This is a genomic window from Methylobacterium sp. 001424705 (assembly GCF_059816145.1).
The window spans coordinates 83,820-96,753 of the sequence record NZ_JCBANU010000010.1 but is presented as its reverse complement, the minus strand read 5'-3'; the positions used below and the strand labels follow the sequence as shown (position 1 = coordinate 96,753).

Below are 12,934 nucleotides of genomic sequence, written 5' to 3'. Positions count from 1 at the left end.
TTCATTTCCGACCAAGGATTCCGAACCCGATGGGTGCGCTGACGCTGACCCCGAACCTCGTCACATGGGCGATCGCCGCCGTGGCCACCCTGGGGGTGATCACCCGTCCCTTCTCCTGGCCGGAGGCGATCTGGGCCGTTCTGGGCGCCGCCGCCCTCGTGGTGTTCGGCCTGATGCCGGCCGGGACCGCCTGGGAGGGCGTTCTCAAGGGCACGGACGTCTACCTCTTCCTCGTCGGCATGATGCTGATGTCGGAGGTGGCGCGGAAGGAGGGCCTGTTCGACTGGCTCGCCGGCATCGCGGTGCGGGCGGCCAAGGGCTCGGCCACCCGCCTGTTCACCCTGATCTACGTCGTCGGCACCGTGGTGACGGTCTTCCTCTCCAACGATGCCTGCGCGGTGGTGCTGACCCCGGCCGTCTACGCCGCCACCAAGGCCGCCAAGGTCGAGAACCCGCTGCCCTACCTCCTGATCTGCGCCTTCATCGCCAATGCGGCGAGCTTCGTGCTGCCGATCTCGAACCCGGCCAACCTCGTGGTCTTCGCCGAGCACATGCCGCCGCTGACGCAGTGGCTGGCGATGTTCGCGCTGCCCTCGGTGCTGGCCATCGTCGCCACCTACGCCACCCTTCGCCTGACGCAGAATTCCGTTCTGCGCGACCAGCAGGTCGCCACCGATGTCGAAACGGTACGCCTGTCGCGGACCGGGCTCGTCGCCGGCCTCGGCATCGTGGCCACCGGCGGCGTCCTCATCGGCGCCTCCGCCCTGGGGCTCGATCTCGGCCTTCCGACCTTCGTGGCCGGTGGCCTCACCACGGCGGCCGTCCTCCTGATGAAGCGCGGCGGCCTCGTCGAGGTCGCCAAGGACGTGTCCTGGAGCGTGCTGCCCCTGGTCGCCGGCCTGTTCGTGCTGGTCGAGGCACTGGAGAAGACCGGCGTCCTGCGCATGATCGCCGATGCGCTGAAGCAGGCGGCGGCCGCCTCGCCCGTCGAGACCGCCTGGGGCGCCGGCACCCTGATCGCGGTGCTCTGCAACCTCGTCAACAACCTCCCCGCCGGCCTCATCGCGGGTGCCGCGGTGCAGACCGCCCACGTGCCCGACACGGTCGCGGGCGCGGTGCTGATCGGGGTCGACATCGGTCCGAACCTCTCGGTGACGGGCTCGCTGGCCACCATCCTGTGGCTGACCGCGATCCGCCGCGAGGGCCAGGACGTCGGCTTCTGGCGCTTCCTCAAGCTCGGCCTGCTCGTCATGCCGCCCGCGCTGCTGCTAGCGCTCGCCGGCCTGCTCCTCGTCTAGCTCCCTCGCGTCTCAGCCCGAAGTCTCCGGTCCAAAGTCCCTAGCCCAAGGTCCCCCGTGAACGCCGCACTGCTCTATCCCTTCATCCTCGTCGCGGGCGTCCTGCAGGCGCTGGGCAATTCGATGAACGCGCAGCTGCGCGGCCGGCTTGTGAACCCTTGGCTCGCCGCCTCGGTCTCGTTCCTGCCCATCGTGTTCGTGTTCGCTACGCTGTTCCTCGTGATGCCGACGCCGCTCCCCACCCTGGAGACCCTCGGCAAGATGCCCTGGTACGCGCCGCTCGGCGGCGTCGCCGGCGCGGTGGCGGTGTTCGGCGGGCTCGCCTTCATCGACAAGGTCGGGGCCGGGCCCTTCAACGGCTTGACCCTGACGGCCAACATCCTGGCCTCCCTCGCCATGGATTCCTTCGGCCTGTTCGGCCTCCAGGGCGGCGGCTTCAAGCTCATGCCCTGGCTCGGCGGTCTGCTGATGGCGGTCGGCGTGTTCTTCATCGCCCGCACCACCGCCGACACGGGCGGGGACAAGGATAGCGGTCACGGCCTCAACCCGAAGCTGCTCTACCCCTTCATCGTCATCGCGGGCATCCTGCAGGCCGTCGGCGTCGTCTGGAATTCGCAGCTGCGCGGCGCCCTGGTGAACCCCTGGCTCGCCGCCACCGTCTCCTTCCTGCCCGTCGTGTTCGTGTTCGTGCTGGTGTTCCTCGTGCGCCCGACGCCGCTGCCGACGCGCCAGGACGTGTCCGGCGTGCGCTGGTGGATGCCGCTGGCCGGCATTACCGGGGCGGTGGCGGTGTTCGGCGGCCTCCTCTTCGTCGACAAGGTGGGGGCGGGTGCCTTCAACGGCCTTCTCATCACCGCCAATCTCCTGACCTCGGTGGCTCTCGACCATTTCGGCTGGGTCGGCATGAAGCAGGTCAAGGCCGGCCCCGCCCGGCTCGGCGGCGCCGCCCTCATGGTCGCCGGCATCGTCCTCATCTCAGTGTTTTGAGCGGCCATTGCGTATTCGAAAACGCGAAGCTTGAGGACAAGCGGTTGCAGCCGCCGGGAAACGTTGGCCTTTTCGGCGCCCGGCGTGCTAAACCTCCGACGATCCCGCCCGGAGCCGATCCGCGTCAAGGGTGTGTGGACAGCCTCTCGTGCCGCCCAATTGCCGTCTCCCGGCCGAGTCCGGCGCGCGTCACGACCTGATCGGTCACCGAAATCCGGCGCCCGGACCGCCCACGCGGCCGCGCCGACGGGCATCTGCGACGCCGCGCCGAGCGCGTGCGGGAGGGTTCAAGGACAGGAATGCGATGAGCGACGAGACCGACGCCCGGACCCGATCCGAGGAGCGCGCCGAGCGGGCCGAGCGGATGGCCAAGGAAGGCGCCCAGGCCATGGCCGAGCATCTCGCCTCGGTGAAGGCCGTGGACGAGCGGACGGTGAAGCTGCGGGCCCTGCGCTTGGCCAAGGAGGCCGCCGACGCCGAAGCGAAGGCCGCCGCCCCGCCGCCCGCGCCCAAGCGCAAGCGGTCCTGAGACGGCCCGGCGGAGGAGAAGCCATGGCATTCGACCGCTCCCGTCGACCGAGCGACCCGCGACAGGCCGCCGAGGCGGCCTTCAAGGCCGCCACCACCAAACCCGTCGAGACCGCCAAGCCCGTCGGAACGGCCAAGACGATCTCGGCCACGCCGGCCGCCCCGGCCTCGGTCGTGCCCGGCGCCCGCGAGATGGTCAGCCTGCGCCTCGACCGCGCCGTGCTCGAGCATTTCCAGAAGGACGGTCCGGGCTGGCAGGATCGCATCAACGCGGCGCTCAAGGCCGCCGCCGGGCTGTAGGCCGGGCCGCACGGCGCAACGCCGCCGCGAGGCCTGGTCGTGGGGGCATCGGCTCTGCCGCACCGGTCGACGGTTCGGATTCGGAAGCCTAGCCGAAGCCGCCCCGCTTCAGCCGCATCACGGTGCGGTCGAGGGCGCCGAGGAAGGCCGAGCGGTCGCGGGCCGAGAACGGCTTCGGCCCGCCGGTGATCGCGCCGGCCTCGCGCAGGTCCTGCATCAGGTTGCGCGTGGCCAGCGCCATGCCGATGCCGCTCTCGCTGAAGGGCTTGCCGGTGGGGGCGAGCACGTCGGCGCCCGCCTTCACGCAGCGGCTGGCCAGGGGCACATCGGCGGTGACGACGATGGCACCGGGCCGGGCTCGCTCGGCGATCCAGTCATCGGCGGCGTCGAACCCGTCGCTGACCACCACCCGTTCGATCCACGGCTCCCGCGGCAGCGTCAGGAAACTGTTGGCGACGACACAGACGTGCAGCCCGTATCGGCCGGCGACCCGGTAGGTCTCGTCCTTCACCGGGCAGGCATCCGCGTCGATGTAGACGACGATGGACCGGGTCGGCTCGACCCCGCTCACTGCGCGGCGACCGCGTGCGGCGGTACGCCGGACTCCACCGTCTCCGTCCCGACGCGCTCCAGGGTCGAGACGCTGAGGGGCTGGCCGCGCCCCCGCAGGGCGTGGGCGCCGAGGGCTCGGGCGCGGATGCCCGCGGGCAGGCGCGCGATCCGGGCCAGCAGGTCGTCCGAGACGAGGATCTCGGTGCCGAGGGGCCGGCACAGGGATTCGATGCGCGCGGTGACGTTCACCGCATCGCCGAAATACGCGATCTTGTGCCGGTCGACTCCGACTTCCGCCGTGACGATCGAGCCGCCGTGCAGGGCCGCGCGCAGGCGCGGCACGGTGCCGAACCGCGCCATCCAGGCCTCGGATTCCGCGTCCAGGCGGTCCATCACGTCGAACACGCAGGCGACGCAGCGCGCATCCTTCAGGCCGCGGGCCATCGGCCAGGTGATCATCGCCATGTCGCCGATATAGTCGTCGATGGAGCCGGCGTTGCGCCGGACGGGCTCGGCGAGGGCTGCGAAGACCGCGCCGAGATACGCCTGGGCCTTCAGGTCGCCGTGGGTTTCGGCGAAGGCGGTCGATCCGACGACGTCGAGGAACAGGAAGATCCGTTCCTCCCGCACGGGCTGGTGGTAGCGCCCCACGAGGAAGTTCACGAACACCTCGCCGCCGATGAGATCGCGCATGCGGATGACGAAGACGAGCATCGCCGAGACCGCGAGGCAGTAGGCCAGCACCCGCGGGGTGATCCGCACGGCGTGGCTGAGGTCGTCGTCGGTGAGTCCGAGAGCCCAGACCAGCAACCCGCCCAGCGCGATCCCGGCGGCGATCATCAGCACGTAGGCGAGCTCGGCCGCCGGCACGTAGAGCTTCGCCGGCATCCGGCGCATCCGCGCCTGTAGGCCGCCCAGGATCATGCCCCGGTCGAAGGCGAGCGTCGTGCCGCCCACGGCCAGGCCGTAGGTCAGGCCGGCGAGGGGCGTCGCGCCGCCGGCGAACAGCACGTTGTAGAGGAGACCCGCGCCGCCGCAGGCGAAGAGGATGAGGAGCCAGAACCAGCGGTGCTGCGGCAGCATCAGCGGCGTCCCTCGTGCGGTGCCCCGGCGGGGGCCGGCCGCGGCGATCCGGCCAGGATGGGGGAGGGTGCAGCGCTGCGCAACGGATGGACCCCTTCGGGGATGGGTCCGGAGGCGGCGGCGCCCCTTGGCGCGCCGAGCTTCGAACCCCGTCCTGATCATCGCCCCATGATGGCGCGAGTAAGGCCAAGGTGACGCAGGCCCGCGGATCGGGGACCGGTGTGGCCGCCATGCGTTGCCAGAGGAGATCACCATTCTGGGAGCGCGAGGCGGATGCGGAGTAGAACCTTCGGGACGGCGGGGCCGGCGGTGCCCGTCATCGGACAGGGCACGTGGCACCTCGACCAGGCGGACCGCGCCGCCGCGGTCGCGACTCTGCGGGCGGGCCTCGACGCCGGCCTGACGCATATCGACACCGCCGAGATGTACGGCGAGGCCGAGCCCCTGGTGGGCGAGGCCATCGCGGGCCGGCGCGCGGAGGTGTTCCTGGTGTCGAAGGTGGTGCCCGGCAATGCCAGCCGGGCGGGGGTGGTCGCCGCCTGCGAGCGCTCGCTGAAGCGCCTCGGCACCGACCATCTCGACGCCTACCTGCTGCACTGGCCGGGCCGCTACCCGCTGGAGGACACCATCGCGGGCTTCTCCGCCCTCAAGCAGGCGGGCAAGATCCGGTCCTGGGGGGTGAGCAACTTCGACGTCGCCGATCTCGACGAGGCCCTGGCGATCGCGGGGCCGGGCCAGATCGCCTGCAATCAGGTGCTCTACCATCTGAAGGAGCGCGCCATCGAGCACGCGGTGCTGCCCTGGTGCCGACGCAACGGCGTCGCCCTGGTCGGCTATTCGCCCTTCGGGAGCGGCGACTTCCCCGAGGCCGGAAGCGCCGGAGGCCGGGTGCTCGCCCGCCTGGCAGAGGCGCACGGCACCACGGCGCGGGCCATCGCCGTCGCGTTCCTGACACGGGAGGAGGGCACCTTCACCATTCCGAAGACGGCGCGGCCCGAGCGGGCCCGGGCGAACGCGGCGGCGGGGTCGATCGGCCTGACGTCGGAGGATCGCGCCGCCCTCGAGGCGGCCTTCCCGCGCGGTCCGCACCCGCGCAGCCTGCCGATGCTGTAGCGGCCGGGGCGAAGTTGTGGCCAATGGCCGGGGACGATCCGGCGCGGACGGTCCGCGCCGGGCCCCTGTGAGGAATGCGTGCGATGGTGCGATGGCTGGATCCGGTCGTCCTCGGCCTGTGCTGCCTCGCCGGCACCCCTGCGCTGTCCGAGGACGCCAAGACCGACAAGAGCCGGCCCGATACGCGCAATCCCGACCAGCCCAACGGCGAGACCCTGACGATCGACGAGAAGGGCATCACCCTGCGCTTCCCCGATGTCGCCAAGCTGCGCATCGGCGGCAAGCTGCAGCTCGATTACGGGGCGGCGGCCATCCGGCAGCCCGGCTTTCCCGAGCCCTTCCCGGAGAATTTCGCGGTGCGCCGGGCCTGGATCGAGAGCTATCTCACCCTCGGCAAGAGCCTGGAGCTCGCCCTCCAGTACGATTTCGCCGACCCGATGCGGCCGATCAACGACGCGGCCGCCGCCTATACGGGCTTCGCGAACACCCTCCTGACGGTGGGCAACATGAAGGAGCCCTTCAGCCTCGACCAGCTAACCGGCGACAACAACACCCTGTTCACCGAGCGCTCGCTCGCCGACGCCTTCGCGCCGGCCCGCAATTTCGGTTTCGCGCTCGGCCGCCACGGAGAGGACTGGACGGTGGTAGCCAGCGTCTTCGGCGGCAACGCCAATACCGGGGTCGGCAGCGAGGGCGTCGCCGCCACGGGGCGCGCCACCTACGCGCCGATCCACGAGGACGACCGGGTGCTGCATCTCGGCCTCGCCGGAAGCTTTCGCGATCTGCCCCGCGACGGGCAGGGGCTGTCGCTGTCGAGCCGGTCCGAGGCGTTCCTGTACCAGCGCGACTTCGTCGACACCGGCGCCATCCGCGACGCGTCGGGCGTCCGCCGCATCGGCCTCGAGGCGGCCTATCGCGACGGCCCGTTCCTGGTCCAGGCCGAGTACATCCGCACGGAGGTGGAGCGCTTCGGGGGCGCCCGCACGGTCGGCTTCCAGGGCGGCTACGTCCAGGCCAGCCTCATTCTCAACGGCAAGGGCCGCGCCTACAAGCTCGCCCCCGATTACGGTGCCACCTACGCGATCTTCTCCGGCGTGCAGGTGGCTGAGGCCGACCGTGTCTCGCGGGGCGGGATCGGCGTCTTCGAACTCGGCACCCGCTTCAGCGCCATCGACCTCGACGATGCCGGCATTCGCGGCGGCGTCGAGCGCGACGTCACGGTCGGACTGAACTGGTACCCCGACCGCAACATCCGCGTGGTCGCCGACTACGTCCGCTCGCATACCAGCCCGTCGGCGGTGCAGGGCGGCCGCACCATCGACGCGGACAGCTTCATCGGGCGGTTTCAGCTCTACTGGTAGGCGGTTCGGGATGGCCTAAGCCCGTTGGGCAGGCTTGCGGCCGGCCCCAGGGGCGATGCTACGATGCGCCGGCAGGCCGGGCCGCGCCCGGCGATCCGGGTCGGCATGACGATCCATGGAACGCACGGAAGTCCTGATCGTCGGCGCCGGGCCCACGGGCCTGGTCCTCGCCCTGTGGCTGACACGGCTCGGCATCCGCGTCCGGATCATCGACCGGACAGCGGGGCCCGGCACCGCCTCCCGGGCGCTCGGAATCCAGGCGCGCACCCTCGAACTCTACCGCCTCCTCGGCCTCGCCGGGGCGGTCGCCGCCGCGGGGCACCGAGTGCCGGCCGTCAACGTCTGGACCGCCGGCACCCGGCGCGCCCGCGTGGCCTTCGCGGCCGACCCGCGGAACCCGACGCCCTATCCTTTCCTGCTGATCTACCCGCAGGACGCGCACGAGCGGCTCCTGATCGATCGTCTCGCCGCGGCCGGGATCCGGGTTGAGCGAGGCACCGAACTCATCGGGTTCACGCAGGACAGGGCGCGCGTCGTCGCCACCCTGCGCACGGCCGAGGGAGCGCCGGCCCAGGTGGCGACCGCCTATCTGGCCGGGTGCGACGGCGCCCGCTCGACGGTGCGCGAGACCCTGGGCATCGGGTTCCCGGGCGGCACCTACGATCGCTTCTTCTACGTCGCCGATCTCGCCGCGGACGGCCCGGCCATCGACGGCGAGATCCATCTCAACCTCGACGGGGCCGCCGATTTCCTCGCCGTGTTCCCCCTGGCGGAGCGCGGGCGGGCGCGCCTCGTCGGAACGATGCGCGACGATCAGGCCGGTCGCGGCGAGCGCCTGACCTTCGACGAGATCGCCGTCACGGCGCTGGAGCGGCTGCGGATCGCGCCGCGGACCGTGAATTGGTTCTCGACCTACCGGGTGCATCACCGGGTCGCCGACTGCTTTCGCGACGGGCGCGCCTTCCTACTCGGGGATGCGGGACACATTCACAGCCCGGCCGGCGGGCAGGGCATGAACACCGGCATCGGCGACGCGATGAATCTCGGCTGGAAGCTCGCCACCTGTCTCCGGGGGCGTGCCGACGACGCTTTGCTCGACACCTACGAGACCGAGCGGATCGGCTTTGCCCGCCGGCTCGTCGCGACGACGGACCGGGTGTTTACCCTGGCGACGTCGGAGACCCCGTTGGCGCAGCTCGGGCGGACCACCCTCGCGCCCCTGCTGGCACGGCTCGTCGCCGGTTCCCCGGCCCTCCGGCGCTACCTGTTCCGAACGATCGCGCAGATCGCCCTGGCCTACCGGCACAGCGCGCTCAGCGCCGGCCGGGCGGGCCGGGTCCATGGCGGGGACCGGCTGCCTTGGGTGCCGGGCGCGGACGTGGACGACCCGGAATGGCGGGTGCGGGTCCACGGGGCGGCGGCGCCGGACCTGGCGCGCTGGTGCGGTCAGCAGGGTCTGCGCCTGCACGTCTGCGCCTGGAGCCCCGAGGCCGAGCGCGTCGGCCTTGCCCGGGACGCCCTCTACCTCGTGCGGCCCGACGGCTACGTGGCCCTCGCCGATGGGCAAGCCTCCGTCTCGACGCTGGCCGCCTTCCAGGCGCAGCACGGGCTGACCTGGGGAGCGGACGACTGACATTGGTCCGGCTGGACCGGAGCCAGGACCGTATCCGCCAGCTGGCGCTGCGCCTGGGCGAAGCGCGGACCCGTCACCCCGCAGCAACGATTGGAGGGGATCCGGAGCCGGCGCTACTCACCGACCCCGAACAGCTTCTCGAGGAAGTTGCGGTCGTCCTGGCTCGGGCCGCGGCTCGCATCCGCGTGGCGGGCGGCCGGGCGCGGCGGGGCGGCGGCCTGCGGCTCGCCCAGGAGGGCGCCGATCAGGCCGCCCGGGGTGCTGTTGGTGACGGCGGGCTCGGACGACGGGCCGCGGTTGCGCCAGCGATTGGCGCCGGGGAGCATCACCGGGCTCTGGCCCTTCAGCGCCACGGTCATGTAGGCCTTCCAGATCTCGCCCGGCAGGTTGCCGCCCGAGACCTTCTTCGTCGGCTCGCCGTCGTCGTTGCCGAGCCAGACGCCGGTCACCAGGGTGGCCGAGTAGCCGATGAACCAGGCATCGCGGAAGTCCTGGCTGGTGCCGGTCTTGCCGGCGAGATCCCAGCCCGGAACCTCCGCCTTCCTGGCGGTGCCGCTCACGAAGGTTTCGTGCATCATGGCGTTCATCATCGAGACCGCGTTGGCGTCGATGACGCGGCCGAGGCCGCCGTCCTTGCGCCGGTAGAGCACCTTGCCGTCGGCACTCTTCACGCTGGCGATGACGTAGGGGATCACCCCCGTGCCGCCATTGGCGAAGGCGGCGTAGGCGCCCACCATCTCCAGGGGCGTCACCTCCGAGGTGCCGAGCGCGATCGAGCCGTTGGCCTGCAGCGGGGAGGAGATGCCGAGGCGCTGGGCCGTCTGCACCACGGTCTTGGGCCCGACCTCCTGGCCGAGGCGGACCGCCACGGTGTTGAGGGAGAGCGCGAGGGCGTCGCGCAGGGTCACCGCGCCCCGGTAATCGCGGGAATAGTTCTCCGGGCTCCAGCCCCTGATGCTGATCGGGGCGTCCTCCCGCACGGAATCGGGGGTCAGGCCGTGCTCGACCGCCGCGAGGTAGACGAAGGGCTTGAACGACGAGCCGGGCTGGCGCTTGGCCGTGGTGGCGCGGTTGAACTGGCTCTGGGCATAGTCGCGCCCGCCCACCAGGGCGCGGATCGCCCCGTCCGGCTTCATCGAGACGAGGGCGCCCTGAGCGACGTTGTAGCGGCCGCCCTTCTGGTTCAGCTCGTCCACCAGCGCCTTCTCGCCGGCGGCCTGAAGGCCGGTCTCGACGGTGGTGGCGATGACGATGTCGCTCTCGAACTTCGGCACGAAGTCGTCGAGGACATCCATGACGAGGTCGGCGACGTAGTTGGCCGAGCCGCCGCCGCGTACGCCGGCGGGCCGGGCCGGGGTCGCGAGCGCCAGCTTGACGTCGGCGGGCTTGGCGAAGCCCAGCTCCTCCATGGCGGCGAGCACCTGGGCGGCACGGGCCTGGGCGGCGGGCAGGTTGCGGTTCGGCGCCAGGCGCGACGGCGCCTGCACGAGGCCGCCGAGCATGGCCGCCTCCGCCAGCGTCACGGCCTTGGCGGGCTTGCCGAAATAGCGCTGGGCCGCGGCCTCCACGCCGTAGGCGCCGGCGCCGAAATAGACGCGGTTGAGGTAGAGCTCGAGGATCTCGTCCTTGCTGTACTTGTGCTCCAGCCAGAGGGCCAGGATCGCCTCCTGGATCTTTCGCGATGCGGAGCGTTCCGGGGTGAGGAACAGGTTCTTGGCGAGCTGCTGCGTCAGGGTCGAGCCGCCCTGCGACACGCCGCGGCGGGTCACGTTCTGGGCGACCGCGCGGGCGATGCCGACGGGATCGACGCCGAAATGGCTGTAGAAGCGCCGGTCCTCGATGGCCACGAAGGCACGCGGCAGGTAGGGAGGCAGTTCCTTGATGCCGACCACCCGGCCGCCGGTCTCGCCGCGATTGGCCAGGAGCGAACCGTCGCTCGCCAGGATGGCGATGTTGGGCGGGCGCTTGGGGACCGCGAGCTGGTCGATCGGCGGCAGCTGCGACGCGTGGTAGGCCACGAGCCCCGCGATGCCGATCACGCCCCAGAGGCCGAGGACGAGGACGCCGTAGACGAGCCGGCCGAGGATCGAGCGGCGGGCCCGGCGCGGCGCCTTGCGCAGCGCCCGTGATGGGGCGGGGGCACGGCTCTTCGCGCCGCGGCCGCCCCGTGAACCTGACTCGCCTCGTGCCACGCCGCCTCCCGCGCGATCGGCGCGCGAGAGCCGCAGATCGAGATCGGCCGGGTCCCCGACACGGCCCTCGGGCGCGTCGAAGTTCGGCTCCCCCCTGCCCGCGCCTCTACGTCCCTTCGCCATGCGTCCCGTCTGCCCCAAGGTTCGTTCGCGATTCGAGCGACCCTGCTTGCGCACGGTAATTGCGGCGGGTTTAAGGGGTGTTAACCGGCTGATTTTTCAAAGCCTTGAAAAACCAGGGGAAATTCGACGGCCCGCGCGGTTCGTGCACCGGATGTTCAGGGGGCGACCGGGGCGGCGGGAGCGGCCGCGCGGGCGCCCGCTCGACCCCCGCAACCCGGCGGGCCTGCTCACCCCTTCTTGCGCAGGGGCCGGACCGAGACGGAGCCGTGATCGCTGAATCCGGTGGCGGCGCCGAAGGCCTGCAGATCCGCCTGGTCGTGGCGGGCCAGCAACTGAATCTCGCCGCATCCGGCCGAGCGCGCCGCCTGCGAGGCCGCCTTGAGGAGAAGGCGGCCGATACCGCGCCGTCGGGCCTCGGGATCCACCAGCAGGGTGGTGATCTGCGCCGTGGGCAGGCTGGCCGTGAGGGAGGGATACCAGTGCAGGACGACGAGGCCGCTCGGCGGACCCCAGTCGACCGCGACGAGGGCCGCGCCCGAGCCGTGCCGCAGGGCCTCGATCCGCTCGGCCAAAGTCTCGCTCGCGGCGGGGTGGCCGGTGCCGCGCAGAAGTTCGGCGAGGCCCGCCGCGTCGCTGCCGTTCGCCGCCCGGATCTCCAGCCCGTAACGGCTCGCCACGCATCGCTCCGGTCGGCTCCCCCGGCCGGAGCCGGCGGAGCGAGGGTCTTGCGGGTGGTTCTAGTCCCGGCGCATCAGGCCGAACAGGGCGAAGCCCGCCAGGGCCGCGAGACCGAGGGCGAGACCGCGATTGTCCTGGAAGCGGCTCGCCGCGGCCTGTCCTGCGGCCCGCAGGTCGTTGCCCAGGGGCGAGCCGCTGAGGATGCGCTCGGCCCGGGCATGGTTCTCCGGCCGGGTCGCGATCGACACTTCGAAGGCGTCGTCGTCCACGCGGTCGATCTCGATGCTGTTGCGGGCGAAGCCGGCGCGCGACAGACGATCCCGTGCCACGCGGGCGGCCCTGAGAGACGGAACGGTCACGGTCGCCAACACGCTGTCAGACATCAAGTTTTCTCCCTGTTCGGCAGACCCAACCACGGCCGCGGGAATACGGTTCCGTGATCGCGGGTTCTGAGCGTGACGGGCGGCCCGGCCTTAAGCTTCCCGCAACCACCCTGGACCTAAGCCCGGGCCTCGCCCGGCGGGTTCCCACCCGCGCGGGCCGTGACGAGGAGCCTGCCGGACTTGCGCGATCCGTTCGTTCCTGCCGCCCTTGCCGACCGCCTCCGGGAGAAGCGCCGAAGGCCGCGGTCCCGCGACGCCCTGGCCTACGAGCCGGCCAAGCCAGTCTTCGCCGAACTCCTCGATGCGCGCGGGCATGGCACCGGCCAGTTCGTGCGGCTGTCGCAGGGCATGGTGGAGGCGATCACGCGAGGCGCCCGCGCGGACACCTGATCGATCGGGGTCAGCGGTCGCAGCCGATGCAGATGTCGCGCACCACGCGCTCGCGCCCGTGTCCCGTGCGCTGGTTCGGCAGGTGTCCGTCGAAGGCCTGCTCCGCCGCTCGGGTCGGCGGCGGAACCGGCTTCGGCGGCTCGGGCGCGGCCGGTTTCGGCGCGGGGGCGGTCAGGGCCATGTACTGCGCCGCGGCGGGCGCCGGAGCGAGGCCGGGCACCAGACCGGCGAGGGCGAGACCCAGGGAGGCCCACCGAGGGCGGGCGCGACCGAGTGGGGCGGTCGCGGGACGTCGCATGGCCATCGAAGCCTC

Annotated in this window: 14 protein-coding genes; 8 read left to right on the top strand and 6 right to left on the bottom strand. The window is 71.8% G+C overall.

What is annotated here, in order from left to right:
• Positions 1 to 29 precede the first annotated feature (29 nt).
• The 4 genes from AC6EUL_RS09985 (at position 30) to AC6EUL_RS09970 (ending at position 3,113) form a co-directional block, all read left to right on the top strand.
• Positions 30 to 1,298 carry an arsenic transporter gene (locus tag AC6EUL_RS09985; RefSeq protein ID WP_056278021.1) on the top strand — a complete coding sequence of 423 codons (1,269 nt, stop codon included), beginning with the start codon at positions 30 to 32 and terminating at the stop codon, positions 1,296 to 1,298.
• Positions 1,299 to 1,355: 57 nt separating this feature from the next.
• Positions 1,356 to 2,285: a DMT family transporter gene (locus AC6EUL_RS09980; protein WP_499869984.1), complete on the top strand. Its 930-nt coding sequence runs from the start codon at positions 1,356 to 1,358 to the stop codon at positions 2,283 to 2,285.
• A gap of 304 nt (positions 2,286 to 2,589) precedes the next feature.
• Positions 2,590 to 2,814 (top strand): hypothetical protein, encoded by a 225-nt coding sequence (locus AC6EUL_RS09975; protein ID WP_055956977.1) that lies wholly within the window; start codon positions 2,590 to 2,592, stop codon positions 2,812 to 2,814.
• A gap of 23 nt (positions 2,815 to 2,837) precedes the next feature.
• The gene (locus AC6EUL_RS09970) at positions 2,838 to 3,113 is read left to right on the top strand and encodes a BrnA antitoxin family protein (protein WP_056278029.1); all 276 of its coding nucleotides are present in this window, start codon (positions 2,838 to 2,840) and stop codon (positions 3,111 to 3,113) included.
• An 88-nt stretch (positions 3,114 to 3,201) separates the two neighbouring features.
• Here the strand turns inward: AC6EUL_RS09970 and AC6EUL_RS09965 are convergent, their stop codons facing one another.
• Complete coding sequence (locus AC6EUL_RS09965) at positions 3,202 to 3,684, bottom strand: YaiI/YqxD family protein (RefSeq protein WP_499869983.1); 483 nt, start codon at positions 3,682 to 3,684, stop codon at positions 3,202 to 3,204.
• Complete coding sequence (locus AC6EUL_RS09960; RefSeq protein WP_056212270.1) at positions 3,681 to 4,748, bottom strand: adenylate/guanylate cyclase domain-containing protein; 1,068 nt, start codon at positions 4,746 to 4,748, stop codon at positions 3,681 to 3,683. Before AC6EUL_RS09960 ends, AC6EUL_RS09965 begins: the two co-directional genes overlap by 4 nt.
• 273 nt (positions 4,749 to 5,021) lie before the next feature.
• Here AC6EUL_RS09960 and AC6EUL_RS09955 point away from each other — a divergent pair, with 273 nt between their 5' ends.
• The 3 genes from AC6EUL_RS09955 (at position 5,022) to AC6EUL_RS09945 (ending at position 8,855) form a co-directional block, all read left to right on the top strand.
• Positions 5,022 to 5,861: an aldo/keto reductase gene (locus tag AC6EUL_RS09955; RefSeq protein ID WP_499869982.1), complete on the top strand. Its 840-nt coding sequence runs from the start codon at positions 5,022 to 5,024 to the stop codon at positions 5,859 to 5,861.
• Between the two features lie 83 nt (positions 5,862 to 5,944).
• Positions 5,945 to 7,222, top strand: a complete 1,278-nt coding sequence (locus AC6EUL_RS09950) for an OprO/OprP family phosphate-selective porin (protein ID WP_499869981.1) — start codon at positions 5,945 to 5,947, stop codon at positions 7,220 to 7,222.
• A gap of 115 nt (positions 7,223 to 7,337) precedes the next feature.
• Positions 7,338 to 8,855 carry an FAD-dependent monooxygenase gene (locus AC6EUL_RS09945; RefSeq protein ID WP_499869980.1) on the top strand — a complete coding sequence of 506 codons (1,518 nt, stop codon included), beginning with the start codon at positions 7,338 to 7,340 and terminating at the stop codon, positions 8,853 to 8,855.
• Positions 8,856 to 8,968: 113 nt separating this feature from the next.
• Here AC6EUL_RS09945 and AC6EUL_RS09940 read toward each other — a convergent pair whose 3' ends face one another.
• From AC6EUL_RS09940 to AC6EUL_RS09930, 3 genes are all read right to left on the bottom strand, one after another.
• Complete coding sequence (locus AC6EUL_RS09940) at positions 8,969 to 11,170, bottom strand: transglycosylase domain-containing protein (protein ID WP_499869979.1); 2,202 nt, start codon at positions 11,168 to 11,170, stop codon at positions 8,969 to 8,971.
• A 227-nt stretch (positions 11,171 to 11,397) separates the two neighbouring features.
• Positions 11,398 to 11,847 (bottom strand): GNAT family N-acetyltransferase, encoded by a 450-nt coding sequence (locus tag AC6EUL_RS09935; RefSeq protein WP_499869978.1) that lies wholly within the window; start codon positions 11,845 to 11,847, stop codon positions 11,398 to 11,400.
• Positions 11,848 to 11,907: 60 nt separating this feature from the next.
• Positions 11,908 to 12,231 carry a hypothetical protein gene (locus tag AC6EUL_RS09930; RefSeq protein ID WP_056212260.1) on the bottom strand — a complete coding sequence of 108 codons (324 nt, stop codon included), beginning with the start codon at positions 12,229 to 12,231 and terminating at the stop codon, positions 11,908 to 11,910.
• Positions 12,232 to 12,411: 180 nt separating this feature from the next.
• On the opposite strand from AC6EUL_RS09930, the gene AC6EUL_RS09925 reads away from it, so the two are divergent.
• Positions 12,412 to 12,621: a hypothetical protein gene (locus AC6EUL_RS09925; RefSeq protein ID WP_056212257.1), complete on the top strand. Its 210-nt coding sequence runs from the start codon at positions 12,412 to 12,414 to the stop codon at positions 12,619 to 12,621.
• A 10-nt stretch (positions 12,622 to 12,631) separates the two neighbouring features.
• On the opposite strand, the gene AC6EUL_RS09920 is transcribed toward AC6EUL_RS09925, so the two are convergent.
• Positions 12,632 to 12,925, bottom strand: a complete 294-nt coding sequence (locus AC6EUL_RS09920) for a hypothetical protein (RefSeq protein ID WP_499869977.1) — start codon at positions 12,923 to 12,925, stop codon at positions 12,632 to 12,634.
• Between the last annotated feature and the right edge of the window lie 9 nt (positions 12,926 to 12,934).

Bases quoted from the DNA above. Each gene is read 5' to 3' on its own strand.
- AC6EUL_RS09985 (WP_056278021.1), top strand. From the start codon at position 30: ATGGGTGCGCTGACGCTGACCCCGAACCTCGTCACATGGGCGATCGCC.
- AC6EUL_RS09975 (WP_055956977.1), top strand. From the start codon at position 2,590: ATGAGCGACGAGACCGACGCCCGGACCCGATCCGAGGAGCGCGCCGAG.
- AC6EUL_RS09970 (WP_056278029.1), top strand. From the start codon at position 2,838: ATGGCATTCGACCGCTCCCGTCGACCGAGCGACCCGCGACAGGCCGCC.
- AC6EUL_RS09960 (WP_056212270.1), bottom strand. From the start codon at position 4,748: ATGCTGCCGCAGCACCGCTGGTTCTGGCTCCTCATCCTCTTCGCCTGC.
- AC6EUL_RS09955 (WP_499869982.1), top strand. From the start codon at position 5,022: ATGCGGAGTAGAACCTTCGGGACGGCGGGGCCGGCGGTGCCCGTCATC.
- AC6EUL_RS09950 (WP_499869981.1), top strand. From the start codon at position 5,945: ATGGTGCGATGGCTGGATCCGGTCGTCCTCGGCCTGTGCTGCCTCGCC.
- AC6EUL_RS09945 (WP_499869980.1), top strand. From the start codon at position 7,338: ATGGAACGCACGGAAGTCCTGATCGTCGGCGCCGGGCCCACGGGCCTG.
- AC6EUL_RS09940 (WP_499869979.1), bottom strand. From the start codon at position 11,170: ATGGCGAAGGGACGTAGAGGCGCGGGCAGGGGGGAGCCGAACTTCGAC.
- AC6EUL_RS09930 (WP_056212260.1), bottom strand. From the start codon at position 12,231: ATGTCTGACAGCGTGTTGGCGACCGTGACCGTTCCGTCTCTCAGGGCC.
- AC6EUL_RS09920 (WP_499869977.1), bottom strand. From the start codon at position 12,925: ATGGCCATGCGACGTCCCGCGACCGCCCCACTCGGTCGCGCCCGCCCT.